Origin of the sequence: Fictibacillus enclensis (genome assembly GCF_001457035.1) — a bacterium.
GTDB lineage: Bacteria > Bacillota > Bacilli > Bacillales > Fictibacillaceae > Fictibacillus_C > Fictibacillus_C enclensis.
Genome location: NZ_KQ758618.1, coordinates 655,901 through 680,727 on the forward strand (window position 1 = coordinate 655,901; position 24,827 = coordinate 680,727).

General features: G+C 44.3%; 24 protein-coding genes. 19 read left to right on the forward strand and 5 right to left on the reverse strand.

Annotated elements, in window-relative coordinates; genetic code table 11:
* Nucleotides 1–14 precede the first annotated feature (14 nt).
* Nucleotides 15–233 (reverse strand): DeoR family transcriptional regulator, encoded by a 219-nt coding sequence (locus AS030_RS13735; protein ID WP_074440559.1) that lies wholly within the window; start codon nucleotides 231–233, stop codon nucleotides 15–17.
* Between the two features lie 463 nt (nucleotides 234–696).
* On the opposite strand from AS030_RS13735, the gene pepV reads away from it, so the two are divergent.
* Nucleotides 697–2,097, forward strand: a complete 1,401-nt coding sequence (pepV, locus tag AS030_RS13740; RefSeq protein WP_061973018.1) for a dipeptidase PepV — start codon at nucleotides 697–699, stop codon at nucleotides 2,095–2,097.
* 59 nt (nucleotides 2,098–2,156) lie between these two features.
* On the opposite strand, the gene cysK is transcribed toward pepV, so the two are convergent.
* Nucleotides 2,157–3,089, reverse strand: coding sequence for a cysteine synthase A (cysK, locus tag AS030_RS13745; protein WP_061972438.1), 933 nt, complete (start codon nucleotides 3,087–3,089; stop codon nucleotides 2,157–2,159).
* 148 nt (nucleotides 3,090–3,237) lie between these two features.
* Here cysK and thpR point away from each other — a divergent pair, with 148 nt between their 5' ends.
* The 4 genes from thpR to AS030_RS13765 all read left to right on the forward strand — a co-directional run bounded on the left by thpR (nucleotide 3,238) and on the right by AS030_RS13765 (nucleotide 8,048).
* Nucleotides 3,238–3,816, forward strand: a complete 579-nt coding sequence (thpR, locus tag AS030_RS13750) for an RNA 2',3'-cyclic phosphodiesterase (protein WP_061972439.1) — start codon at nucleotides 3,238–3,240, stop codon at nucleotides 3,814–3,816.
* The gene (locus AS030_RS13755; protein WP_061972440.1) at nucleotides 3,813–4,745 is read left to right on the forward strand and encodes a diacylglycerol/lipid kinase family protein; all 933 of its coding nucleotides are present in this window, start codon (nucleotides 3,813–3,815) and stop codon (nucleotides 4,743–4,745) included. The genes thpR and AS030_RS13755 overlap by 4 nt, the downstream gene beginning before the upstream one ends.
* Nucleotides 4,746–4,968: 223 nt before the next feature.
* A complete protein-coding gene (pulA, locus tag AS030_RS13760; RefSeq protein ID WP_276203864.1) occupies nucleotides 4,969–7,086 on the forward strand; it encodes a type I pullulanase in 2,118 nt (705 codons plus the stop codon).
* Nucleotides 7,087–7,253: 167 nt separating this feature from the next.
* Nucleotides 7,254–8,048 (forward strand): phosphotransferase family protein, encoded by a 795-nt coding sequence (locus AS030_RS13765; protein ID WP_061972442.1) that lies wholly within the window; start codon nucleotides 7,254–7,256, stop codon nucleotides 8,046–8,048.
* Between the two features lie 51 nt (nucleotides 8,049–8,099).
* Here AS030_RS13765 and AS030_RS13770 read toward each other — a convergent pair whose 3' ends face one another.
* Nucleotides 8,100–8,381, reverse strand: coding sequence for a YtzH-like family protein (locus AS030_RS13770; RefSeq protein WP_061972443.1), 282 nt, complete (start codon nucleotides 8,379–8,381; stop codon nucleotides 8,100–8,102).
* Nucleotides 8,382–8,581: 200 nt separating this feature from the next.
* Between AS030_RS13770 and trmB the strand changes: the two genes are divergently transcribed.
* The 3 genes from trmB (at nucleotide 8,582) to AS030_RS13785 (ending at nucleotide 11,030) form a co-directional block, all read left to right on the forward strand.
* The gene (gene trmB, locus AS030_RS13775; RefSeq protein ID WP_061972444.1) at nucleotides 8,582–9,229 is read left to right on the forward strand and encodes a tRNA (guanosine(46)-N7)-methyltransferase TrmB; all 648 of its coding nucleotides are present in this window, start codon (nucleotides 8,582–8,584) and stop codon (nucleotides 9,227–9,229) included.
* Between the two features lie 321 nt (nucleotides 9,230–9,550).
* Complete coding sequence (locus AS030_RS13780; RefSeq protein ID WP_061972445.1) at nucleotides 9,551–10,387, forward strand: YtnP family quorum-quenching lactonase; 837 nt, start codon at nucleotides 9,551–9,553, stop codon at nucleotides 10,385–10,387.
* Between the two features lie 106 nt (nucleotides 10,388–10,493).
* Nucleotides 10,494–11,030, forward strand: a complete 537-nt coding sequence (locus tag AS030_RS13785; RefSeq protein ID WP_061972446.1) for a hypothetical protein — start codon at nucleotides 10,494–10,496, stop codon at nucleotides 11,028–11,030.
* 45 nt (nucleotides 11,031–11,075) lie between these two features.
* On the opposite strand, the gene AS030_RS13790 is transcribed toward AS030_RS13785, so the two are convergent.
* Nucleotides 11,076–11,405 (reverse strand): PepSY domain-containing protein, encoded by a 330-nt coding sequence (locus AS030_RS13790; protein ID WP_061972447.1) that lies wholly within the window; start codon nucleotides 11,403–11,405, stop codon nucleotides 11,076–11,078.
* A gap of 289 nt (nucleotides 11,406–11,694) precedes the next feature.
* Here AS030_RS13790 and queD point away from each other — a divergent pair, with 289 nt between their 5' ends.
* The 5 genes from queD to AS030_RS13815 all read left to right on the forward strand — a co-directional run bounded on the left by queD (nucleotide 11,695) and on the right by AS030_RS13815 (nucleotide 15,236).
* Nucleotides 11,695–12,177 carry a 6-carboxytetrahydropterin synthase QueD gene (queD, locus tag AS030_RS13795; protein ID WP_061972448.1) on the forward strand — a complete coding sequence of 161 codons (483 nt, stop codon included), beginning with the start codon at nucleotides 11,695–11,697 and terminating at the stop codon, nucleotides 12,175–12,177.
* Nucleotides 12,161–12,892: a 7-carboxy-7-deazaguanine synthase QueE gene (locus AS030_RS13800; RefSeq protein ID WP_061972449.1), complete on the forward strand. Its 732-nt coding sequence runs from the start codon at nucleotides 12,161–12,163 to the stop codon at nucleotides 12,890–12,892. Before queD ends, AS030_RS13800 begins: the two co-directional genes overlap by 17 nt.
* 2 nt (nucleotides 12,893–12,894) lie before the next feature.
* Entirely contained in the window at nucleotides 12,895–13,566 is a 672-nt protein-coding gene (gene queC, locus AS030_RS13805; RefSeq protein WP_061972450.1) for a 7-cyano-7-deazaguanine synthase QueC, read from the forward strand.
* A 92-nt stretch (nucleotides 13,567–13,658) separates the two neighbouring features.
* The gene (locus tag AS030_RS13810; RefSeq protein WP_061972451.1) at nucleotides 13,659–14,723 is read left to right on the forward strand and encodes a M42 family metallopeptidase; all 1,065 of its coding nucleotides are present in this window, start codon (nucleotides 13,659–13,661) and stop codon (nucleotides 14,721–14,723) included.
* 18 nt (nucleotides 14,724–14,741) lie between these two features.
* Complete coding sequence (locus AS030_RS13815) at nucleotides 14,742–15,236, forward strand: DUF84 family protein (protein ID WP_061972452.1); 495 nt, start codon at nucleotides 14,742–14,744, stop codon at nucleotides 15,234–15,236.
* A 60-nt stretch (nucleotides 15,237–15,296) separates the two neighbouring features.
* Here the strand turns inward: AS030_RS13815 and AS030_RS13820 are convergent, their stop codons facing one another.
* Nucleotides 15,297–17,354, reverse strand: a complete 2,058-nt coding sequence (locus AS030_RS13820; RefSeq protein ID WP_141687089.1) for a methyl-accepting chemotaxis protein — start codon at nucleotides 17,352–17,354, stop codon at nucleotides 15,297–15,299.
* A 151-nt stretch (nucleotides 17,355–17,505) separates the two neighbouring features.
* Here AS030_RS13820 and AS030_RS13825 point away from each other — a divergent pair, with 151 nt between their 5' ends.
* The 6 genes from AS030_RS13825 to AS030_RS13850 all read left to right on the forward strand — a co-directional run bounded on the left by AS030_RS13825 (nucleotide 17,506) and on the right by AS030_RS13850 (nucleotide 24,802).
* Nucleotides 17,506–18,519 (forward strand): PTS sugar transporter subunit IIC, encoded by a 1,014-nt coding sequence (locus tag AS030_RS13825; protein WP_061972454.1) that lies wholly within the window; start codon nucleotides 17,506–17,508, stop codon nucleotides 18,517–18,519.
* A 15-nt stretch (nucleotides 18,520–18,534) separates the two neighbouring features.
* Nucleotides 18,535–18,864, forward strand: a complete 330-nt coding sequence (locus tag AS030_RS13830; RefSeq protein ID WP_061972455.1) for a thioredoxin family protein — start codon at nucleotides 18,535–18,537, stop codon at nucleotides 18,862–18,864.
* 68 nt (nucleotides 18,865–18,932) lie between these two features.
* On the forward strand, nucleotides 18,933–19,349 hold the full coding sequence (queF, locus tag AS030_RS13835) for a preQ(1) synthase (RefSeq protein WP_061972456.1): 417 nt from the start codon (nucleotides 18,933–18,935) through the stop codon (nucleotides 19,347–19,349).
* Nucleotides 19,350–19,406: 57 nt separating this feature from the next.
* The gene (locus AS030_RS13840; RefSeq protein WP_061972457.1) at nucleotides 19,407–20,210 is read left to right on the forward strand and encodes a DUF1444 domain-containing protein; all 804 of its coding nucleotides are present in this window, start codon (nucleotides 19,407–19,409) and stop codon (nucleotides 20,208–20,210) included.
* Nucleotides 20,211–20,486: 276 nt separating this feature from the next.
* The gene (locus AS030_RS13845) at nucleotides 20,487–23,333 is read left to right on the forward strand and encodes a DNA translocase FtsK (protein ID WP_061972458.1); all 2,847 of its coding nucleotides are present in this window, start codon (nucleotides 20,487–20,489) and stop codon (nucleotides 23,331–23,333) included.
* Nucleotides 23,334–23,704: 371 nt separating this feature from the next.
* Nucleotides 23,705–24,802, forward strand: a complete 1,098-nt coding sequence (locus tag AS030_RS13850) for a nicotinate phosphoribosyltransferase (protein WP_061972459.1) — start codon at nucleotides 23,705–23,707, stop codon at nucleotides 24,800–24,802.
* Nucleotides 24,803–24,827: the final 25 nt, after the last annotated feature.

Here is a 24,827-nt window from a genome sequence, read left to right on the forward strand (position 1 = left end):
AAATCTTTTCTTGCTTAAGAAACTTTTACTTTTTTAGAAGTTGCCTGCCACAATCCGCGGCTTGGGCTTGTCACCAGGTTGTTATACGCCAAAACATTTAAGTCTCTTTGGATCGTACGCTGCGTAGTCCCAAATTCTTCAACCAATTCTCGTGTTGTAACAGTCCCTTTCTTTTTGATAAAAAGATACATGGATTTTACACGGTTCAACATACGGTTAGTTGAAGGACTCAAAAAACCACTCCCTATACAGTATTGTTGTTCATAATAAATTATAGTGGAAGTTCTTTAATTTATTATGATGAATTGTTTAAGTTTTCTTTAAATACGAGAATGAACATAAAAAGCGAAGACTCCACTTTCTGGTTCTTCGCTGCTTGGCCATGATCTTAAGTATCATGTTTCTCTATATCTCGGATGATTGGCGGCTTTGCAGCATAGAATGGCCACTGTTTCAGTTGCAAAAACAGGCATTCATTTGTACGAATATAACAACCACACCTCCTATTTACGCGATATTATACTTCATTTTTTTGAAAAAAGCAAACAAGTCGGCTATTTTCCGAACAATTTTATAAAATTTTCACCTTTTCGACTCAATCGGCTAAAATAGAAGAAGGTTTTGATCATGATCAGGATGTACCATCCGGAAATGGTAAAACATACATATATATCCAGAAGAAAGGTGAATCATAACATGAACCATATAGATTGGAAAATCGAAGTTGAGAAAAGAAAAGATTCTTTTCTGAACGATACACAGGGACTACTTCAAATCAGAAGTGTTTTGGATGAAGGGAATGCAACCAAGAATGCGCCATTTGGTCCTGATATCGCTGCAGCTTTGGAATATATGCTATCGCTCGGCGAAGACGCGGGGATGGCTGTCAAAAATGTGGATGGATATGCTGGCCATATTGAAATGGGGGCCGGGGAGGAACTGATTGCAGTTCTAGGGCATTTGGATGTTGTTCCTGAAGGCGACGGGTGGACGGTGGATCCTTATGGCGGAGAAATCAAGGACGGCAAAATTTTTGCCAGAGGAGCCATCGATGACAAAGGCCCCACGATGGCGGCATGGTATGGGATGAAAATCATTAAAGAATTAAATCTCCCTTTATCAAAGCGCGTAAGGCTGATTCTTGGAACAGACGAAGAAAGCCAGTGGAGATGTGTCGACCATTATTTTAAGCATGAAGAAATGCCTGCGGCTGGCTTTGCTCCTGATGCGGATTTTCCAATCATTCATGCAGAAAAGGGCATGATGAATGTAACGATGAAACAAGAAGTGGTCACTAAGGAGGAGGAGTCAGAGGCTGTTTTACATTCCTTTCAGTCGGGTTTACGCTTAAATATGGTTCCAGACCGGGCCGAAGCTCATCTGATAACGGCAGAAAAATGGGAGGACCGTTTTCAGGACTTTTTGAATGAAAACCACTTAACGGGTGGAATAGAGGAAGAAGGAGACATGCAGCGTTTTTATCTGACAGGAAAGTCCGCCCATGGCAGCACACCTGAATTTGGCGTGAATGCTGGGTTCATGCTCGCGAGTTTTCTGTCTCAGCTTTCTTTGGATCACCAAGGTTTGTCATTCCTTCATTTTATAAAAGAACACCTGATGGACAGCTCGGGAGATAAATTAGGCATCAAGGTGGAAGATGAAGTGAGCGGGATGCTGACCGTTAATCCTGGTGTGTTTAACTATCACAAGGAAGATGGGGGTTCTTTAGGACTCAATATCCGGTATCCGGTAACACACTCTGGTAATACGGTAATGGAGATTCTCGGAAAACTGGCGGAAAGAGAAGGGTTTACGATTGACGTCACCAAGCACACGACCCCTCATTTTGTGGATGAACAGCATACCGTCGTTCAAACGCTGAAAAAAGTATATGAAGAACAAACGGGGCATTCCGGAAAACCGATTGCCATAGGGGGAGGAACGTACGCCAGATCGCTTGAAGCAGGAGTAGCGTTTGGTGCCCTGTTCCCCGGAAGGGAAGACGTTGCCCACCAGAAGGATGAATATATGTTTTTGGAAGATTTGTTCAGCGCTGCTGCTATCTATGCAGAGGCTATTTATGAACTGGCTAAATAAAGCAAAAAAAGGTGTCCTCACCCGCTTGCTGCGGATGAGAGCCACCTTTGCTGAGTATATTAAAATTGAAACAAATCAGAGGACAGATAGCGTTCTCCTGAATCACATGTCATGCAAACGACAATATCATCCTTGGAAAGTTTTTTAGCCACCTCGATGGCTCCGTGAACGGCAGCTCCGGATGAAGGGCCGACCAAAATGCCTTCCTCAGCCGCAAGCCTTCTCACAGCTGTATAGGCCGGTTCATCATCTACCCTGATAATTTCATCGTACACCTTCTGGTTGAGAATGGAAGGGATAAAACCAGGGCTGGTTCCCACAAGTTTATGTTTTCCAGGCTTGCCTCCTGATAGTACAGGCGATCCCGCAGGCTCAACCACATGCACGGTCATTTCAGGAAAAGCCTTTTTTAACGGTTCGCCAGTACCTGTAATCGTACCGCCTGTGCCTGCTGGAGCAATAAACGCGCTTAGCGGCTTATCGAGTTCTTTCATAGCCTCAATGATTTCAACGGCGGTTGTGGTGCGGTGTGCATCTGGGTTGGCTTCATTTTCAAACTGCATCGGCATGAAGCTTGTATCCGGATTGGCTGCCAGCAGTTCCTTCGCTTTGTTGATCGCTCCCGGCATCTTTTCATCACCAGGAGTAAGAACAACTTTCGCTCCATAGGCTTTCAAAAGATTGATTCGTTCAGCTGTCATGGTGTCCGGCATCACAATGATCGTCTTATATCCTCTGGCAGCTGCATTCATGGCCAAGCCGATTCCTGTGTTGCCGGAGGTCGGCTCGATGATTGTATCCCCGGGTTTTAACTGGCCGGATTGTTCAGCTTGAACCAGCATATTATACGCAGCTCTGTCCTTCAGGCTTCGGCTTGGATTATAGAATTCGAGTTTTACATAAACGGCTGCTCCTTCAGGATCGGGCAGACGGTTTAAACGGACAAGAGGGGTATCACCGATCAAGTCCGCGATGTTTTGAACAACTTTCATTGATTTGCACACATCCCTGTCTTTTACTGTTTATGAATAAAAGTATATCAAATGAAGCTTTTGATTGAAAATCTTCCGGCTTATTGGGGTTTCTGATCCTTCTTTTTGGTAAAATTAAATTAATTCCTGATAATGGAGATGGTACCATTTGAACAGACATGTTTTTGCCGCGGTTCCTCTGCCTGTACATATAAAAAATGCCATTCATGATGTTACCCTTCTGTTAAAAGATAAGGTTCCTTTTAAACAGTGGGTTCATCCGGAGGATCTTCATCTGACCCTGTCTTTTCTTGGACAGGCAGACATAACAAAACTGAATTCGCTGAGAGAAATGTTGCATCGGGAGCTGCTGGAAAGTGCTGCTTTTTCGCTGACTCTTTCCACTTCCGGTTTTTTTGGAAAAAAACAGCAGCCACGTATTTTCTGGCTCGGTGTAGAAAAGGAGCCGGCCTTGATCGAACTGCAAAAAAAGGTGCATACCTCCTGCGAACAAGCAGGATTCACGCTCGAATCAAGGGTTTATTCTCCACACATTACGCTGGCCAAACGGTGGAAGGACACTGAGACTGCCATAAATGAAGTGTTTGACGGGCAAGAGCTTGCTTCACTGGCTGGACAGTCTTTTGATGTGAAAGATATCGTTCTTTACGAAACTCATTTGGACAAAGTTCCAAAATATCAGGTGATAGAAAAAATTCCTCTAAAAGGGGACCGTAATGATTCATGAAAAAAGGTTACTTTTTTATTATTAATTCAAAAAGCAAGAAAGCCAGAAAAATCTGGAATGTGGTAAAGGAAATCCTTGCAGCAGAAGGAGTACCTTACCGCTCTTTTTTTACGGAAGGTAAAGGACACGCCCAAAAGCTTGCGGAAACGGTCCACAGCATCCACGGCGAGCAGGCGGAGGCCATTATTACGGTGGGTGGAGACGGTACCATTCATGAGGTGATTAACGGGCTTCACAAAAAGGATATACCGGTTGGGTTTTTGCCCTGCGGTTCCGGCAATGATATTATGCGCGGGCTTGGTATACGAAAAAAAGAACGTTTGGACCGGTTAATCAAACACCTTTTAAGCTCCAGAACCAACGTGCGGAAAATAGATGTTGGATGTTTGCAGAGTGCAGGTATAGGAAGATTCCGAAGAAGATTTGTCAGTGTTGCGGGAATTGGATTTGATGGGGAAGTAACCAAACTGACGAACGCCTCCTGGTATAAAGATTGGCTGCAGCGGTTCGGACTCGGGGGTCTCGCCTATACAATCAGTACGATTCGGCTGCTTTTTACCTACCGTCCTGTGGATGTAATGGTGAAGGTTGATGGCAGAACCCATGAGTTTACTTCGGTCTGGCTGATTGCAGCCGGCAATCTGCCCTATTATGGGGGCGGGATGAAAATTTGTCCATCGGCTTTGCCTTATGACGGAAAACTGGATATCTGTATTGTACATAATCTGAGTCCTTTGCATTTGCTGTTTCTTTTTCTTACTGTTTTTTACGGTCGCCACACAAATAAAAAAGGGGTCACGATGCTCACCGGCACCAATCTCAGCATTGTCAGCCATACTCCCCTCACTGTACAGGCCTACGGGGAAGTCATTGGCTCTACGCCTGTGGATTGCGGTGTGCTGCCTTCCATGCTGACCATAAAAATGTAGTTCCCATATAAAGTTTCAAAAAGCCAATTCTGTTTTTTATATCTTTGGATAAAATAAGTAAGAGAGAATGGTTTCAAACAGGCTTGTTTAAAGGTAAATAACAATCATGAGCAGGCAATACATAAACGCTGGGATTGTTTAATGAAGCCATGGTTGAAACTGGGGGTGCAGTATACTGGATACGGAAAAGAGAATCATTAATACAGATCAAATTGAAGCTTATCTGGATACCTTCACGATGATTACGCTCGTGATATTTACTGAGGTATCAAGGGAAGCCCACTTTGACGTGACGGATAATGAAAAGGTTTACCCGCTCAAAAAAATCTCGGAGCAACGGCTGGAGGATCGTCTTCTTTTTCATATGGTGCTCGATCAAAAAATACCTCTTTACCGTGATTATTGGGTGGTTTGCCCGGACGGCAGCAGGATTCCCCTGAAAACGGGTGCTGTTGTAAGGACCAAAGAGTTCGATGAATTATTTGCCTACGATAAGTGTGATTTAGGAGCCGCTTATTCACCGGAACGGACCATATTCAAGCTATGGGCTCCAACTGCTTCCTCTGTCCGTTTAAAACTGTTTACCAGTTCAAGCACAGCCTTTGAATATCCCATGAACAGGGAGGATAAGGGCGTTTGGTCTGCAGAGCTTGAAGGGGATCATCATCTTCATGAATATACCTTTCTCGTGCGTGTAAATCACAGTGTGAATGAAGCGGTGGATCCGTATGCAAAAGGCGTTACGGTAAATGGAACAAGGGGAGTCATTGTGGATATGGATAAAACCCATCCGCCGGGGTGGGACGAAACGGCAATGCTCCCTCCTATTAAAAAGACCGACAGCTTGATCTACGAAGTTCATGTCAGGGATTTTTCCATTCATCCGTTAAGCGGAATACAATATAAAGGAAAGTTTATGGGATTTACGGAAAGCGGGACTACAGGCTCCGGACCGTTCAGCACAGGGCTCGACTATTTATCATCACTGGGTATAACCCATGTGCAGATTTTGCCTGTGAACGATTATGGCAGCATTGATGAATTAAAGGCTGACACCGAGTATAATTGGGGTTATGACCCCTTGCATTTCAATGTACCCGAAGGATCTTATGCCACGGACCCGACTGATCCGGTTACCAGGATCAGAGAATTTAAAACGCTCATTGCTGCCCTCCATAATAAAGGGCTGCGTGTGATTATGGACGTGGTGTATAATCATGTTTTTATCCGTGAAACCTCTGATTTTGAAAAAATTGTTCCCGGCTATTATTTCAGGTTCGATTATGGCGGGAACCCGGTTAATGGGACGGGTGTGGGAAATGATACCGCCTCAGAACGATACATGATGAGAAAGTTTATGCTGGATTCGGTACTTTATTGGAAAAGCGAATATCAAGTGGATGGCTTTCGGTTTGATTTGATGGGCATCCACGATATTGATACAATGAACCTCCTGTTTACAAAGCTGTCTTCTGAAGATCCGTCCATTTTCCTGCTGGGGGAAGGATGGAAGATGGACACTTGGCTTGATGAAGACCAAAAAGCCTGTATTGATTCTGCTGTCCGAATGCCTGGCATCTCTTTTTTTAATGACCGTTTCCGTGATCACGTGAAAGGCAACATTTTTAATGAAGCCCAGGGCGGGTTCATCAACGGGAATGCGGCTATGCTGGGTGGACTATTTGAGAATGTTTCCGGCAACAGCGGTGATCATGGACTGTTTAAAACTCCAGGCCAAAGCATCAATTATATTGAGTGTCATGACAACCATACCTTATGGGACCGTCTTAAGATCCTCCATCCCCAAGAGGACGAATCCGTTCTCCGCAGGCGCCATTTGCTGGGAACTGCACTGGCTCTTTTTTCACAGGGAGTCCCTTTTATCCATGCGGGGCAAGAATTTTTCCGTACAAAGCAAGGCGATGGAAACAGCTATCGGTCGGGAGATCTGATCAATCGTCTGGATTGGGAACGGCGGGCGAAATTTGCTGCAGATGTTCAATACGTGCAGGAGCTGATCCGGATCAGACAGCGTCATCCGGCCTTTCGAATGGATCATCCAGCAGACATCGCGGCCCATATGTCCCTGCTTGGGGAACTGCCTGATGGTGTGTTCGGGGTTATCCTTAAAAGCGTGGAAGAGATGGACGCATGGCAGGATATTGTTTTATTGTTCAATGGTCATCTTGAAGAAAAATATGTATCTCTTCCTGAGCCGGGAAAATGGCGGGTAATCGCAGAAGACATGGAAGTAAAAGAGGATGGTCTGTACGAGACCGAAGCAGGAAAGCTGTTACTGCCGCCTCTTGGATTTACAATGGCCGTACAGGATTCGTTGTAAAAACCTGTGAAAAGGCACGATGTCACATAAATATGTACGAATTTTCATAGAGCTGTGTTAAAATAATGTATTCGTAGAGGTTTTTATAAAATTGTGTACGGTAAACATGGGAATCGACCGATATATATAAGGACATAATTTTCCGCATGAGATTGAAGGTGAACGTTTTGGAACATATACTAGGCAAAGGCTGGCAAATCATGCCTGCCGGAGGAGCAACAGGAGAAGCATACCAAGCTAAATATGAAGATCAAACCCTTTTTCTAAAGCGCAATTCATCACCTTTTCTTGCAGTACTCTCTGCGGAGGGAATTGTTCCGAAATTGTTATGGACAAAGAGATTGGGCAACGGAGATGTCATTACCGCCCAAAAATGGCTGAACGGCAGGGAACTAAAGGCTTCGGAAATGAATAACGATGCCGTCGGAAGACTCCTTGGCAGAATACACGGTTCTTCTGAACTGCTTGATATGTTAAAGCGTTTGGGAAAAAAGCCGCTTACTCCGGAACTGATTATTGATGAGATTGAAACCAATATCCAATCGGAGCAGGAATGCCCGCCTAAAATCAAAGAAGCTGTTTCTTATTTGAAGATGCAGAAAAACGTGATTCATCATGATAAAAAAGTTGTCTGTCACTGTGACGTGAATCATAACAACTGGATGGTGAGCGAAACGAATGAGCTTTTCCTGATTGATTGGGATGGAGCGATGATTGCCGATCCTGCACTGGATCTCGGATTATTGTTGTATTGGTATATCCCGCGGGACAATTGGGCGCAGTGGCTTTCTGTCTATGGCGTTGAATTGACAGTTGACCTTCAGCGGAGAATGCACTGGTACATTGTCGCTCAAACCATCCAGTCTGTTTTCTGGCATGGACAGCGAAAGCAAAATGCCGAAAAAGAGTACTGGTATAATTTTTTAAAACAAATTTTGAGAGAAAGCTACTATATTAATTAAGTTTCGACATTTTTTCCATTTATTGCCCGGGGAATCCATGTGTTTTTATGGTCAGCCCTGGGGAGCCTGAATGGTATTCAGCCAGGTTTCAATATGCATCTTGTGATCCGTTATATGCTGTTGCAGATTTTCATGGGTAGAGCCATCATGGCTGTAAGTGTTGATCAGTCCAAGTACGTTTTTTACGTCACTGTTCACACTTCCGTGCTGCATGAGATGATTGGCCAGGCGTTCTAATTGGGCACATTCCTGCGGGGTGCCATTGCAGTCTGTATGGTGATCCTGAAGTATATCACGAAGCAGTGTTAACTGATGAGTATAATCAAGAGGCATGTTGTTCACATCCTTTTTTTAGTGGGTGATCCAAGTAAATATAGGGTATGGAAAACCCCTGAATTTATCCATGGCTGAACTCGGTTAGAGTTCTTTTTTTTGGAAGGAAAACCAGCAGGGAGCGGCTATCTCTTTTTATATACTTCATGGTAAAATGTCGGAGTTATGAACTGGCACTGAGTTAAGAAAGGAAGATTATAATGCGTCAGCGTTTTAAACCGTGGGCAAAAGAAAAGCTTCAAGAGTACCCCGCAATTGTTGCCCAAAATCCTGCCGAATTAAAAGGCAGATGGCACGAGTACTTTGGAAATAACAATCCCATCCATATTGAAGTGGGAACAGGCAAAGGGCAATTTGTCACGGGTATGGGAAAAGCCCACCCGGACATTAATTATATTGGAATGGAAATTTACGATAGCATTATCGTTTCTGCATTGGAAAAAATCGTTGTAGAAGACATCGGAAACGTTAAAATCATCCGTGAAAATGCACAAAAGCTGACTGACTTTTTTGAGCCGAGTGAAGTGGACAGGGTGTATCTGAACTTTTCTGATCCATGGCCGAAAAACAAGCATGAAAAACGCCGGTTGACTCATGAATTTTTTCTCGCCATATTTAAAACCATACTTGGGGAAAACGGCGAAATCCATTTTAAAACCGACAACCAGGGGCTGTTTGAATACTCGCTTCACAGCTTTTCAAAATACGGCATGGTTTTAAATCAGGTTTGGCTTGATTTGCACAATAGTGATTATGAAGGAAATATTATGACGGAATATGAAGAAAAATTCTCTTCCAAAGGCTTCAGGATCTATCGCACAGAAGCCCAATTCCGATCAAAGAACTAACCCGGGCCATGTTGCCGGGTTTTTTGTTGTTTGATTTTGTATTTCCTCATTGACGGTTGATGGAGTGCAAGGTGCGAGACTCCAGCAGGAAAAGCGGGACAGATGAGACCAATGAGGCTCTTGCGTCGTTACCGCAGGAGCTTTCGACGAGGAAGTAGGCGTTAACGCCGGTCAGGCTCAGCGCCCTCCTGCGGAAAGCGAGCGACCTGGAACGAAATTAACCACTGAAAATTTGTCTAAAAATGTTGTCGGACGGGAAATACAAAGTATGGTAAACTAAATTCAGACTATTGTTAATACTGCTAAAGGAGTGTGAAGGAATTGGATCAATGGAAAATAGGAGGTCTCACATTAACCTGGCTGGATGGCGGTGTCACTCATATGGACGGAGGCGCCATGTTCGGAGTCGTCCCCAAACCGTTGTGGAGCAAAAAGTATGCGCCCAATGAATTGAATCAGATTGAGTTGAGAACCGAGCCGATCCTGGTCCAGGGGTTTGGAAAAAATATTCTGATTGAAGCTGGAATCGGCAGCGGCAAATTAAGCGAAAAGCAAAAAAGAAATTATGGCGTACATGAAGAGGCATCGATCGAAACAAGCTTGAATGAGCTTGGATTGACTGTGAAGGATATCGATATGGTTTTAATGACGCATATGCACTTCGATCATGCTTCAGGACTAACCCGGAAAAATGGGGAAGAATTCGTTTCTGTTTTTGAAAACGCTGCCATACATACCTCTGCGATTGAATGGGAGGAATTGAAGAACCCGAATATCCGCTCCCGAAACACGTATTGGGAAGAAAACTGGAAACCAATTGAATCTCAGGTATGCACATTTAGCGAAACATTTGAACCTATTAATGGAATAAAAATGGTCCATACCGGCGGGCATAGCGATGGTCACAGTATTATCGAAATACATACGGACGGGCAGACGGTGTATCATTTAGGTGATATTATGCCAACTCATGCCCATGAAAATCCCCTGTGGGTGCTGGCTTATGATGATTATCCAATGACCTCCATTTATGAAAAGCAAAAATGGATCAAGCCGGATACCTGGTACTTTTTTTATCACGATGCTGTGTACCGGGCGGTGAAATGGAATGGGGAGGGGGCGATTTCAGAAAGTATTAAGCGAAGGGCAAATCTTTAACGTTGTCAAATTTTCGTCACATTATTTCCAGATTCAAGTAGGTAAACAATAAGGAGATCTATGATATGATGGAAGAGATTAGGACTGAAAGCAAGGAGGATTATTTATGAAAAAGAAGATTTTTGCACTATTTTCCGTTTTTACTCTTGTTTTTTCCTTTGCTTCGATTGCTTCCGCTGCTGGAGCAACTGCAGAAATGAAAGCAGCTATTGAAAAAGGATTAAAAGATGCCCACTATGATTACAAAAAAGGCAGCATTGAAATCAGTGATGTTCAAACGGTGCCCAATGAGGACAAGAAGCTGAATACGTCAGAAATTGTTGTCGGCATGGGATCCTACAAAACAAAGAGAGACAATATCTTTTCTTTCACGCACAAAGAAATTGTCTTCTACAATCCAAAAGACAATAAGATGCTGACGGAACAGGAAGTGGCCAAGGCCGGTCCGGAGCTTCAAAAGTACAAGAAAGACCATGAAAGCGAGACAGGAACCAAAATGGATTATGTGGTTGTTCTTCTGCTACTTGCTCTAGTATTGCTTGTACCTTTATACCTCCTTACGATTTGGGAAAAAGGACAGTACCTTACTACTAAGTTCAAAATTAAAAACAACTTGTATAATCACACCAAAGAATTTAACTAAAAAGAAAACACCGCTTGCTCAAGCGGTGTTTTCTTTTTGGCCCTTTTAGACAGTAGCAGCCACTTTATCTCCATGTTTTGAAATATCAAGTATACTCCCGGTTTTAGCATCAATCGTGAAATCGTATTGTGTCAATTTGGAATGAAGTCTGCTTGACAGACCTCCTTTATATACGGTGTAGGGAAGCCCGAAACGCTTAACCTCTTCTGGATGAACATTGATCCAGGAACCGGTGATCTTAAATTCATCCCTGGTCTGGTCTTTAACGAGGTTTAATGCTTTTTCAGGAGTCAATGTCTGCGGTAAACGTTTCGCAGCGACATATCCTGCCGCAAATCCTGCAACTCCGGCAAGAATCCATTTGCTTGCTTTCATGTTCAGCATCTCCTTTTTTGTGTGAGCTTTTTCCCATACAGTATAACAGAAATAAACCCATGAACAAAAAACAGGCGCCCAGCTGTCAGGCGTAATAGCAGCTTGCGTATTTCGGGGTGTTTTTGCTATGCTAAAAAAGCGTTAGTACGAGGGTTCGAAATTCCCGCCCCTCATTAAAAAAAACTAGGGAGCGTGGAAAACCATAAACCTTTCACTCTCTCCCGATCGTTTGTTGACAGGGAGCTTTTTTATGGTTTTTTTCATGTTCTTGGAAGGATGTTGAAGATAAATGGAATTCGAAATTCCAAAAAAGGTGCAAAAAATAGATGAAGATATTCAGCGCGAAAAGCTGAAATACCATAATAAGCGGGTAGCTGTAACAAAAGAATTTACGTTTGATGCGGCTCATCATCTCCATTGCTATGAAGGAAAGTGCAAGAACCTGCACGGCCATACGTACAGGCTGGTCCTGACCATCAGTGGGTTTGTAGATCCGGTTGGCATTTCCATGGATTTTGGGGATATAAAGAAAATTTATAAAGAGGCGATCGAAAGCAGGCTGGATCATCGTTATTTAAATGATGTGCTGCCGCCAATGAACACGACCGCAGAAAATATGATTGTATGGATCTGGGAAGAGTTCGATCAAAAACTGGATGATTATCAATGGAAAGAAAAAGGCTTCCTCCTAGAGGAAATCGTACTTTATGAAACACCAACTAGTTATGCAACCATGAAAAGGGAGTGGATGGATCATGACGAATCACTTTGAGCTTCCTTCATCTGATGTGTACTCCCAATGGAAGCTTCCCATGGTTGAAATTTTTGAAACCATAGAAGGAGAGGGAATGGCTGCAGGCTTTCCAACCATTTTTGTCCGCGTGTTTCATTGCAATTTGCGATGCACCTGGTGTGATACACCGTACAGTTATGCTCCTGCCAAACCTGAATTTGAAGCAACAATTGAGGAGATTATTGAACGCATTAACACGTTCGCCTCTAAGCGCATCTGTTTTACCGGCGGAGAACCGTTAATTCACAGAGAAAAGTCCGCTGCTCTTTTAAAGGCAATGGCGGGCATCGAGCGAATTGAGGATATTCATGTGGAAACCAACGGAGCGATTGCTCTGAAACCCTTTCAGCTTTTGCGTGAAAGCGACCCGGTGCTGAGTAGTAAAGTACGATTCGTTATGGATTACAAGCTGCCGGCTTCCGGTGAAATGGACCGCATGATTCATGAAAACTTTGTTGTCTTGAAGCCGCATGATGAGATTAAATTCGTGATTGGAACTGACGAGGATTTTGACATTGCTTCGTCAGTACTGGAGCAGCATCACAAACAAGGTCTGGCCTTATTCAGCCCGGTCTGGGAGACCATGCCTCCTGAAAAACTGGTAAACAAAGTATTAAGTGCACGCATGTCAGATGTCAAAGTCAGCATGCAGCTTCATAAAATCATCTGGGATCCGGAGAAAAGAGGGGTATAAACATGAAAAAAGCAGTGATTGTTTTAAGTGGAGGGCTTGACAGTACGACCTGCATGGGAATTGCAAAACATGAAGGGTATGAACTCTATCCTTTGACCTTTAACTACGGCCAAAGACACAGCCGTGAAGTGAATCAGGCAAAAAAAGTTGCTGAGTATTTTGATGTAAAGGAACACCGCATTGTGGACATTGCTTTCCTGAACCAAATTGGAGGCAGTGCTCTTACGGACGCTTCAATCGATGTTCCAACGGAAAAAGAAGATAAGGAAGAGATACCGTCGACCTATGTTCCGGCCCGCAACATGATCTTTTTATCTCTGGCTAGCGCCTATGCGGAAGTAATAGGGGCGGAGGCCGTCTTTATTGGCGTGTCTGCTGTCGATTACAGCGGTTATCCTGATTGCCGGCCTGAATTTATCAAAAGTATGAACGAAACGATTAATCTTGCAACAAAAGCCGGCACGACCGGAGAGCAAATTGCCATCTGTGCTCCGCTTATGCATTTGACAAAAAAGGAAACCATTCAAAAAGGACTGGAACTTGAGGTGCCTTATCATTTAACCACTTCCTGTTACAACGGAGAAGAAGAAGCATGCGGCGAATGTGACAGCTGCAAGCTCCGCTTAAAAGGATTTGAGGAAGCGGGCGCAAAAGATCCAATTCCATACAAATAATAAGAACTGTCCCCTATTGAAGGTTGGTAAATTTTGATTGCCAGCGGTACAATAGGGGTATTACATATATCCGTTTTTTGAAAGGAGAACCAATGAATACTGATACATTGCGGTTGTTTAAAACATTAACAGAGCTTCCCGGTGCACCGGGATTTGAGCATGACGTCCGTAAATTTGTACGAAAAGAAATTGAGCCGTTTAGTGATGAAATCATCCAGGACGGAATGGGCAGCATTTTTGGAGTCAGACATGGAGAAGGTCCAAAAGTGATGGTTGCCGGCCACATGGATGAGGTTGGATTTATGGTGACCCGTATTACCCGGAATGGCATGATTCATTTTGAAACACTTGGCGGCTGGTGGAGTCAGGTCTTGCTTGCCCAAAGAGTTCAGATTATTACAGAGCACGGTCCGGTGATTGGTGTTATCGGTTCAGTTCCGCCGCATCTTTTAGGTGAAGATCAACGAAAGCGGCCAATGGACATCAAGCATATGTATATTGATATCGGAGCTGACAGCAGACAGGATGCAGAGAAGTTCGGCATTCGTCCGGGACAGCAAATTGTTCCGATTTGTCCGTTTACCCCGATGGCGAATCCCAAAAAGATTATGGCAAAAGCATGGGATAACCGGTATGGTGTTGGACTGGCCATTGAGCTTCTAAAGGAATTAAAAGATGTGAAGCTGCCAAACCAGCTTTATTCTGGAGCAACGGTTCAGGAAGAAGCTGGCTTGAGAGGTTCAAAAACGGCGGCCAATTTGATTGAACCCGATATTTTTTATGCCCTGGATGCAAGCCCGGCTAACGACATGACGGGAAATGAAAATGAATTTGGACATCTTGGGAAAGGGACGTTGCTTCGGATTCTGGACCGCACGATGATTACGAATAAAAATCTGCGCGAATTTATTCTGGATACCGCCGAAACAAACAACATTCCTTATCAATATTTTGTTTCTCCGGGCGGCACGGACGCGGGCAGTGTTCATCTTTCAGGAAAAGGCGTTCCCTCTGCTGTTGTGGGCATCTGTTCCCGTTATATTCACACTCATGCTTCCATTGTTCATGTGGATGACTATGCCGCGGCTAAAGAACTGCTGATCCAGCTTGTTAAAACGACAGACCAATCCATGCTGGATAGCATCCTGAACGACTGAGATTTGGTAGGTGATTAAATGAAATATGCAATTGGTTCCGCGAATCCTGCAAAAGTAAAAGCAGTGGAACAAATGATAAAGGAGCCGGTCCAGCCATTGGACGTTCCTTCAGGTGTATCCCCGCAGCCTTTATCTGACGAGGAAACTCGGCTTGGCGCAGTTAATCGTGCAAAAGCGTGTGTAGAAAAAGGAGCGGAGCTTGGATTCGGCCTCGAAGGAGGCGTTACTGATATGGAAGGAACGCTCTATCTTTGCAACTGGGGAGCACTGGCGGATCAGGACGGCCACCTGGTCGTTGCGAGCGGGGCAAAGATTCCTCTGCCCGATGAGATCGCTGCTCCTATCCGAAAGGGAAGTGAACTGGGAGAGGTGATGACCAGTTTTACATCCGACAAAGATATTCGAAAAAAAGCAGGGGCCATCGGGGTTTTGACAAATGGCGAGCTGGCACGGGATGAGATGTTCATGCACATCGTCAAGCTCCTCTATGGACAATATAAATTTCAAAAGTGATAGAAATGAAAAAAGCTCCTTTCGGGGAGCTTTTTTCATTGGGGTTTTTGTTTGGGGATTCTAGGAAGCAGCTCCTTCTGCTTCCATAGATGCTGAGGCTTCAAGCAAGCTGTCTTGGAGAGCGTCAGGCGTCTCGTTTGTACGCTTTGAATGAGTTTCTCCGAGATGAAACTGCTGAACTTCGTTTTGCAGGTTAAGGGCGATTTCCTGAAGTTCATTGGCAGCGTCGTTCACCTCATTAATGGCTTGTTTATGATGGATGCTTGATTCGCTGACCTGCTCGCTTGTTGCGACGGACTCCTGTGAGATGGCGCTCACTTTATGGAGTTTTTCTGAAAGTCCCACATTGGCCGCTCCCACATGTTGAATCGATTGCTGAATACGGCTGATTTTGCTGTGAACCGCAGTTACATTTGTAACGATTGATTCAAATGCCTCTCGGGTCATGGACACGGATTGCAGCTGTTCATTTCGATATTCTTGAAAACTTGCGGCTTCCTGGGTGAGGTTTTCCATTTGTTTTGCCATCATTTTAACCAGATTCTGAATTTGTTCCGCTTCATTCTTTGAGCGTTCCGCAAGCTTACGGACTTCGGCGGCAACGACGCCAAATCCCCTGCCGGCTTCTCCGGCTCTTGCAGACTCGATGGCCGCATTGAGTGCAAGCAGATCGGTACTTCTCGTAATCTCCTGAATGGTATGAACAATCGGCTGTATCTGTTTTGATTGTTCGCTCGCTTGCTGAATTTGGGCAATAAGGTTGTTTGCGAGAGCAATAAACTTTTCAGAATGATGATTGAGCTGCTGGACCGTTTCCATACCCGATTTTCCATCTTCTTCTGCACGCAATGTATCATCAGCGATTTGTTCGCTGAAAGCAGCTGTTGCCTCGATAGCCTCGGTTACCTCATTCAGCAGCTCGGTGCTTTCGTGTAAATGGTCTGCCTGATTCTGCGCCCCGAGAGATACCTGATGTGCAGCTTCTGAAACTTCTTCAGTCTGAGCCGTTGTCTCTTCGGAAATGGCGGCGAGATGCTGTGATGAAGCTGCCAATTGCTCAGAAGCTTTTTGTACCTCACTGAGCGATCGCTGCATTTTTTCAGCCATTCCGTTAAAGGTTTCAGCCAGAGCACCCATTTCATCATTGGTCGTCACCTTTACACGGTAATCCAGGTTTCCGTTTCCGATAATTGTGGCCCCTTCTTTAAGCAATGAAATGGAACGGACGATCGAACGGGTCAGCCAGACTCCGGCAAAGCTGAGACCGGCAATAATCACAACTGCCATCCCAATCATGAGCCAGGTGAGCAAGGATTTTAATCCTGACTGCTGGTTTGCAAGCTGGGCCCGTTTTTGATCGTTTGATTTTTCGATTGTCATGATGGAAACATCCACCTTGTCGGCGATCGTTTCAAATTCGGCGTTAATTCCCTTGATTTGTTTGGACACGTTTTGAATATTACCTGCAGATGATGTATATTTCAGCAGTTTGGTTTTGAAGTCGTCTTTTTCCTTCTGGGAAAGGGAAGTCTGGTCAAGCTGATTTTCGAAGGATTGGGCGGCCTCCTCAAATTTGGTGATATTTTGGTCATTCAATTCTAAATAGAATTCTTTTTCATATGTGCTCATGATCAAGAAGCGGTTGTACAGCTTTTCATCCTTTAAATCTTTCACTCTTTTTTCAAAGTCCGCTGATGTATCGGACATCAATTTTTTTAGTTCCATAATTTGTACGGTCATCGCTGAAGTAGAAGTAAACGCTGTTTTGTATTGACCGATTTTATCAAGAATACTTTTGTATTCGTTTTTTAAGGAAGAATTGTTGGCTTTCTTCGAATAGTTTTTTACTTTCTTTTGCAATGTAAGAACAGAAGAATCAATTTCGCTGGCTTTTTCTGTAGAAGGCGTTCTTAAATATTCTTGCTCCTTCTTTCGGATGGCTGATAATTCGCTGTAAATTTCCTTGCTTTGGATGCTGTTTTGCTGCAGCTGGTCTTTTTCTGCATCCATTTTTCCGTTCAGCCAAATATAGGCTGCCATAAAGATGGTCATGACAAGCAATCCGCACAAACTGATCAATAACATGGTTCTGACTCTGTTTCGAATGGACATATTCATTTTGCTCCCCTCCAATTTTAATATCGGAAGAATCTTCTTTTTGTTTATATCTGAAATTTTAAGCAATTTTTTATGGTGTCTTTACAGATGTTAATCCTCCTGTATAATAAATAGGTTACAATGTGCATTCTACATACGATGATAAAGGAGAATGGGTGTGGTTCAATTTTTGGCAAGAAAGGGAGTAACATTATCCCCGAAAGTATATTTCATTACAGGGTTCAGCTATTTTGCGCTTGGATTAATGTCCTCGTTGGTGATCGGACTTATTTTAAAAACGATTGGAGAACAGGCGGGATGGCCGTTTTTTATTAAAATGGGGACAATAGCCATGAGCATGCTTGGACCGGCTATTGGGGCAGCTGTCGCCTATGGGCTTGAAGCACCTCCGCTCGTGTTGTTTGCGACCGTAGCTGCAGGTGCGGCAGGGGCTGAGCTTGGAAGTGTGGCAGGCAGTTTTGTGGCGTCCCTTGTAGCGATAGAAGCAGGAAAGCTTGTTTCAAAGGAAACAAAAGTGGATATTCTCGTTACACCTGCAGTCACTGTTTTTGCGGGCTTTACGGTCGCCTATTTTGCGGGGCCGGGGATCGACCAGTTTATGAAAGGATTTGGCCATCTCATAATGTGGGCCACCGACCAGCGTCCTTTGGTCATGAGCATTCTTGTTGCAGTTTTGCTTGGGCTTGCTTTGACTGGCCCGATCTCAAGTGCGGCCATTGGTATCATGCTCGGCCTTGAAGGGACAGCAGCGGGTGCAGCGACCATCGGGTGTGCGGCACAGATGATCGGGTTTGCCACAATCAGCTTCAGGGAAAACGGTTTTGGTGGTTGGATTACGCAGGGGATCGGAACTTCAAAGCTTCAGTTTCCTAACGTGGTTCGAAATCCGAGAATCATTATCCCGCCAACGGTTGCCGGCATGATCCTGGCGCCGATTGGGACTCTCGTTTTCCAGATGGTGAACATACCGGCAGGCGCGGGAATGGGGACCAGCGGCTTGGTCGGACAAATCATGACGTTTCGAACGATGGGCTTTGGCTGGGATGTTTTTTTGTATATCGTACTGCTGCATATTGCTGGACCAATTGTGATCAGTCTGGTACTTTCAGAATGGATGAGAAAAAAAGGTTATATCGCCTTTGGTGATATGAAAATAAATCAATAAGAGGAGCGAATCTTGATGAAAACTGTACAAACGATTGAAGAGTTTAAAGAGACCACAGGAACAGGAAAAACCCTCGCTGTTTTTTCAGCGGACTGGTGTCCTGACTGTGTGTTTATCAAACCATTTCTTCCGGAGCTGGAGCAGGAATTCAACGAGTTTACATTTGTGTATGTGGACAGGGATCAGTTGATCGAATTGTGCCAGGAACTTGATATTTTCGGGATACCGAGCTTTGTCGCCTTTCAAGACGGAAAAGAGATTGGACGGTATGTTGACAAAGACCGTAAAACGAAGGAACAAATTTCATCGTTTATAAATAATTTGCCTGTTCATGCCAATGAATAGTAGAAGTATGTTAAACTCAAAATAGTACGTGAATACGTCGAGCATCATATTAAGAAAGGGCGTTAGCAATGGCAAAGGTAGAAGTAAATCATCAGAAATACGAAGGAATTCGTTTTGATATAGAAGATGAAAGTGTTATTTTGGTAGACATTCTTGAAACCATTCCTTACGAGTATGTCGGCAAGGATACAATGGTTACCATCCCTACAACAGAATTCACCTCTGTTTGCCCATGGTCAGGTCTTCCTGATTTCGCGGATATTATCATCAGCTATATTCCAAACGAGGACCTAGTGGAAATGAAGTCGTTAAAATATTATTTAACCTCTTACCGCAACGTAGGCATTTATCAGGAACATGCAACCAACAAAATTAAGGAAGATCTCGTTAATCTTCTTAAACCGAAGTACCTTAAAATTGTCGCAACCTGGAATGCTCGCGGAGGGTTGGGTACAGAAGTGGTTGTAGAATACAAACAAGACTAATAAAAAAACCTCCGTCCAGGAGGTTTTTTATGCTTTTATTAATGGAGGGATTTTCGCATGAGTACAAGTCTGAAGCTGAAAAAGGCGCTCGAGGACCGGCTGAAACGTCCGGAATGGGATCTATCCTATGACCGGGAAAATGAACAGCTTAGAATTGAACACAAGGACATTGGAAAGGGAATGACCCTTTCTCTTTCAGGATTAACAGTGGAATGGGAAAAAAAGAAGGATGCGTTTTTGGATGAACTTGTTTACCATGTCGAAGAAGCATTGAAAGCCATTGAAGAAACTCCTGCCAGTAAAGCGGAGAATCAAATCTTCCCAGTCATCCGCTCCACTTCTTTTCCAAAGGAATCACCCGAGGGAGACGCGCTGATTAACGAGGAGCATACGGCAGAAACGGCGGTCTTTTATGCGCTGGATCTGGGAAATACTTATCGGTTAATCAGTGAAAAGATGCTGGAAGAAATGAATATGACGAGGGAGCAACTGAAGGAAGTGGCCCGCTTTAATGTGAGATCACTGGACACCTCGATGAAAAAAGATGAGGTCGCTGGCAACACCTTTTACTTTATCAATCACAATGACGGGTATGATGCGAGCAGAATATTGAATGCCTCTCTGCTGGATCGAATGGTACAGGAAGCATCCGGTACACTCGCAGTTGCCATTCCGCATCAGGATGTCCTTATTCTGGCGGATATCCGCAATAACCAGGGCTATGATATTTTGGCTCAGATGGCGATGCAATTTTTCATGAACGGCCGTGTTCCTGTAACTGCATTACCTTTTTTATATGAAAAAGGAGAGCTTGAACCCATTTTTATTCTGGCGAAAAACAAGCCGGTGGACGAATCATAAAAAAATCATGAAATTGTTGGTAAAAATGTGGCGAAAAAAGTCATAAAAGCCATCGATGGACCGAATTTTTATGATAGGGCATGTCCGTACCATTCCCTTTGTGAAGTTTGCCGATGAAGCTGTTTGGATATCAGAAATGAGCTTGTGTTTTCATAACCGCTAGAGCAATCTAGTGGTTTTTATATTTTTTACTTTCGATGGCAAATTTTTCTTAAAGTATGGCCCGAATTCCGCTACAATATAAAGACAGACCCAGAGAAAAAGAAGGTGAAGGCAATGTCGTGGTTTAAAAAATTGATGAATTTAATGTTTGATGATGAACCTTCTGAGACAGAAGAAACAATAGATCCAGCCCTACATAAAAATGAGAAAACAGAACCCGTAAAAGGACGTACAGTCGGCCGGTTTCAGAACCATCAAAACAGCTCTGCAGCCAGAATGGTAAGCCGTTATCCGGTAGAAGGGAAATTTCGATTCCCGTTGATTGATGATCAAGAAGAGATTGGAAGACATACCCCGGCAAGAAAACAAAGCTATGCGAAAAAACAAACAGGTAGAGAAGGACAAGAGACAGCGAGATACACACGGGAGCGTCAGAAAGAAAACCTGTCCAAGGAAGAGCCAGCAAAGCCACCTCTTAAAGAAGAGAAAACACAACCCTTTAAGCCATCTGAAATCCCATCACCCATTTATGGGTTTGGCAGCCGAAATGGAACCAATCAAGTTGGATCTGGACAAGCTGGTGAAAACCGGTATAGCGCGCAAGATTCTAACAGCAAGTTTCGGCCTTCGGAAATTCCATCTCCTGTTTATGGATTTGGCGGCCGTGACAAAAGTGGGCAAAGTCCTTCGAAGAAAACGGAGGAACGTCCAAAGGGAGGCTTCATGCCTTCCCAGGTCCCATCACCGATTTATGGTTATCGTGAACGGAAACCAGATACGATTGTCAATCCGGGATTATGGAAGCTATCCGAAATTCAGAAAAAAAAGATGCCGGATCCGGCCTTGATGGAAGAACTGCTAAAAGAACCCGTATCAGGCAAAGAACCCGTCATTCTGAGTGAAGAAGAAGGCAGAAACCTTCCTGTAGCGCAAGAAAAAATGGAAGATCCCATTGAGGAACCTATTCCTCAGATGCAAATGAAGAAGGAGCCTGTGCTTCTCATTGATGAATTCAGAAAAGAAACCATTGAGCCGGCACAAGCAGAATTGCTGCCAGAACCACAGCTGGAACTGCCTGCTGAACCATCTGAAGCACGCGGGAATGAGCTTCATGTTGCTCAACTCCCCGGTGATGAAGTGATTTTTGAGTTGCCGCCTGAAAGGATGGACCTTAAAGAACCTGAAGACGAACAAATCGAACAAGTACAAGTTGTTGCAGAAGTTGAAGAGCCAACAGCTTTGGAGCCTGAAGAAGAGGAAGCATCTGCGGTTAAGAATCGTACCGTGACCGATCAGGAAGATGCAAACTTAATAGCAGAACCTGCTTTGCCAGAACCGTCATTAAAAGAAGAAGTTGTTACCCGCCGGGAGCCTGAGAAAAAACCAGGAGGCTCTTACATTCCTTTTAATGTGCTGATGCTCAAAAAAGACCGGAAAAGTACTGCCAATCATACGGGTGACAAAAAGACGCCATCTCCTGTTGAAACAAAAGCAACAGTAAACGAGGTTACTCCGATTTCGGCAGAGGAAGCTGATCTTTCTTTTCCGCCGCTCGAGTTACTTCAGAATCCCCCGGTACAGGAGGAGGATGATAGTCTTTGGATGGAAGAACAAAGAGATCTGCTCCAGCTGACACTCGATAACTTTAATGTTAATGCCAAAGTAGTCAACATGACAAAAGGGCCGTCGGTTACCCGTCTCGAAGTACAACCGGCACCTGGAGTAAAAGTGAATAAGATAACCAATTTAAGCGACGATATTAAGCTGAGTTTATCAGCAAAGGATATACGAATCGAAGCACCCATCCCGGGGAAAAACACAATCGGCATTGAAGTGCCCAACCTATACAGCCAGCCTGTTTTCTTACGGGAGATTCTTCAGACCGAGGAATTCCGCAACAGCAGTTCACCACTTACCGTTGCGCTGGGATTGGATTTATCCGGTGATCCGATTGTGACCGATCTGCAAAAAATGCCTCATGGGTTGATCGCAGGAGCCACAGGCTCCGGAAAAAGTGTATGTATCAATTCCATTTTGATTTCATTGATGTACAAAGCATCTCCGGAAGATGTACGCCTGCTTCTTGTTGATCCGAAAATGGTGGAATTGGCTCCGTACAATGCCATTCCTCATTTGGTTACACCGGTCATTACCGATCCAAAGGAAGCGACTACGGCTTTGAAATGGACAGTCGAGGAAATGGAGCGAAGGTATGAAGCCTTTGCAAGACATGGCGTGCGTGACATTAAGCGGTTTAACGACAAAATGAAACGCGAGCAGCTGTATGCCAACAAAATGCCATATATCGTTGTGGTCATCGATGAACTTGCAGACCTGATGATGGTATCGCCGCAGGACGTGGAAGAAGCCATTTGCCGGATTGCCCAAAAAGCTAGAGCATGTGGCATTCATTTGCTGGTGGCAACCCAGCGGCCTTCCGTGGACGTTATTACCGGTCTGATTAAAGCAAACATCCCGACAAGGACAGCCTTTGCTGTTTCTTCTGCGGTCGATTCCCGTACGATTATCGACATGAGCGGTGCGGAACGCCTGCTCGGCAGAGGCGATATGCTGTTTCTTGAAAATGGATCAAGCAAGGCGGTCCGTATTCAGGGGAATTTTGTATCGGATGATGAGATCGAACGGGTTACTGCGTTTGTCAAAGAGCAGCATTCAACCAATTACTTATTCAGCAGAGAAGAATTGATCCAGTCCAATCAAACGGTTGAACAAGAAGATGATCTGTTTGAAGAAGCCTGCTATTACGTACTCGATATGGGCGCTGCATCTTCCTCAAGCATCCAACGACGTTTCAGGGTTGGTTACAACCGAGCTGCGCGTCTTGTAGAAATGATGGAGGCATTCGGCCTTGTTTCCGAAGCCATGGGCTCAAAGCCCCGTACAGTTCTCATGACCAATGAAGAATTTCAAAGCAAGCTTTACAGTGAAGCAGAAGTATAAAGCAGTTGATTGGAGTGTGACGTGCGAGACTCCTTGAAAATGAACTTCACATTTTCTTCGTGCGATATGTTGCTGCCGAAGCCTTCCTTGTCCGGCAGGAAATGCGGGACAGGTGAGTATGCCGGTAAAAGCGAGCAACCTGAAGACGGAAATCAACCCTCCAAGTAGAATTAGACAGTTCATTGCCTGGCCATGGAGCCAGACAATGGGTTGTCTTTTTTTATGCAAAAGATTTTGAAGTGCCCGCTGTTTCACTTTCTCTTGTTTTCTGAAGAGTACTTCTATATGATAGTTAAGGATGAGTCCAAAGGGCCCATTTTAAACGACAGAAAGAAACCATGAATTTCTTGACCAGGTGATGAGGAGTTTATATGAAAGAAATAGAATTAAAGCTGCAGGGTAAAATCAAACGCTTGACCAATCTAACATTCAAATTTGATGAAAGGGCAGGCGATGGCTGGTTTTCAGCTGTTTATTTTCTGAAAACGTGTGAAATCGTAAAAAAATTCAAACCTGACAATATAGTAACCATGCAATTTTTCCAAAAAAACGATGCCGTACTTTGCGGAACAGACGAAGCAATCGCCTTGATCAAGACATTTGCCAAAAACGCAGATGATCTGGAGATTCACTCGTTGAAAGATGGAGATAAAATTTCTCCATTTGAAACCGTCTTTACCATTACTGGCCCTTATCAAAATTTTGGCTTTTTGGAAGGAATGCTTGATGGCATTTTGGCCAGAAGAACATCCGTGGCAACGAATGTTTATAATGTTGTCAAAGCGGCGAGTATTTCCGGTGTCCAAAAGCCGGTCATCTTTATGGGCGACCGGGACGATCACTTCGCCCAGCAGGCAGGGGATGGTTATGCGGCTTATATCGGCGGCTCTACCGCACAGGCTACCCATGCGATGAATGAATGGTGGGGCAAACAGGGGATGGGCACGATGCCGCACGCCTTGCTCCAGATGTTTAATGGAGACATTGTTGAAGCGACGAGGGCGTATCATGAGACGTATCCTGAAGACGAACTAATGGCACTGGTGGACTACAATAATGACACTATCACCGATGCCCTTAAAGTGGCCAGAGAATTTGGAGATGTTTTAAAAGGAGTCAGAGTGGATACCTCAAGGACGATGGTTGACCAATACTTCTTCCGTAATCCAGAGGTGCTCGGCAGCTTCGACCCCCGTGGTGCGAATCCTGAGCTTATTTTTGCGCTGCGTAAAGCTCTCGACCAGGAAGGGTTTGGGCATGTGAAAATCGTCGTCAGCGGCGGTTTTACCGAGGAGCGGATCACCGATTATGAAAAACGCGGTGTACCTGTTGATATTTATGGAGTAGGCAGCAATCTTCTTAAAATTAACATCGGGTTTACCGGAGACAATGTAATGATGCACGGAAATCATCAAGCCAAAGCGGGACGGGTCTACAGACCAAATGCACGTCTCGAAAAAGTAGAATAGTGGTGATTATCCGGAAGTAATCCGG

Excerpts from the sequence above, each read along its gene's own strand:
- pepV (WP_061973018.1), top strand. The coding sequence starts at position 697 with ATGAACCATATAGATTGGAAAATCGAAGTTGAGAAAAGAAAAGATTCT.
- cysK (WP_061972438.1), bottom strand. The coding sequence starts at position 3,089 with ATGAAAGTTGTTCAAAACATCGCGGACTTGATCGGTGATACCCCTCTT.
- AS030_RS13755 (WP_061972440.1), top strand. The coding sequence starts at position 3,813 with ATGAAAAAAGGTTACTTTTTTATTATTAATTCAAAAAGCAAGAAAGCC.
- AS030_RS13770 (WP_061972443.1), bottom strand. The coding sequence starts at position 8,381 with ATGCCTCTTGATTATACTCATCAGTTAACACTGCTTCGTGATATACTT.
- trmB (WP_061972444.1), top strand. The coding sequence starts at position 8,582 with ATGCGTCAGCGTTTTAAACCGTGGGCAAAAGAAAAGCTTCAAGAGTAC.
- AS030_RS13785 (WP_061972446.1), top strand. The coding sequence starts at position 10,494 with ATGAAAAAGAAGATTTTTGCACTATTTTCCGTTTTTACTCTTGTTTTT.
- AS030_RS13790 (WP_061972447.1), bottom strand. The coding sequence starts at position 11,405 with ATGAAAGCAAGCAAATGGATTCTTGCCGGAGTTGCAGGATTTGCGGCA.
- queD (WP_061972448.1), top strand. The coding sequence starts at position 11,695 with ATGGAATTCGAAATTCCAAAAAAGGTGCAAAAAATAGATGAAGATATT.
- AS030_RS13800 (WP_061972449.1), top strand. The coding sequence starts at position 12,161 with ATGACGAATCACTTTGAGCTTCCTTCATCTGATGTGTACTCCCAATGG.
- queC (WP_061972450.1), top strand. The coding sequence starts at position 12,895 with ATGAAAAAAGCAGTGATTGTTTTAAGTGGAGGGCTTGACAGTACGACC.
- AS030_RS13810 (WP_061972451.1), top strand. The coding sequence starts at position 13,659 with ATGAATACTGATACATTGCGGTTGTTTAAAACATTAACAGAGCTTCCC.
- AS030_RS13815 (WP_061972452.1), top strand. The coding sequence starts at position 14,742 with ATGAAATATGCAATTGGTTCCGCGAATCCTGCAAAAGTAAAAGCAGTG.
- AS030_RS13820 (WP_141687089.1), bottom strand. The coding sequence starts at position 17,354 with ATGAATATGTCCATTCGAAACAGAGTCAGAACCATGTTATTGATCAGT.
- AS030_RS13825 (WP_061972454.1), top strand. The coding sequence starts at position 17,506 with ATGGGTGTGGTTCAATTTTTGGCAAGAAAGGGAGTAACATTATCCCCG.
- AS030_RS13830 (WP_061972455.1), top strand. The coding sequence starts at position 18,535 with ATGAAAACTGTACAAACGATTGAAGAGTTTAAAGAGACCACAGGAACA.
- queF (WP_061972456.1), top strand. The coding sequence starts at position 18,933 with ATGGCAAAGGTAGAAGTAAATCATCAGAAATACGAAGGAATTCGTTTT.
- AS030_RS13840 (WP_061972457.1), top strand. The coding sequence starts at position 19,407 with ATGAGTACAAGTCTGAAGCTGAAAAAGGCGCTCGAGGACCGGCTGAAA.
- AS030_RS13845 (WP_061972458.1), top strand. The coding sequence starts at position 20,487 with ATGTCGTGGTTTAAAAAATTGATGAATTTAATGTTTGATGATGAACCT.
- AS030_RS13850 (WP_061972459.1), top strand. The coding sequence starts at position 23,705 with ATGAAAGAAATAGAATTAAAGCTGCAGGGTAAAATCAAACGCTTGACC.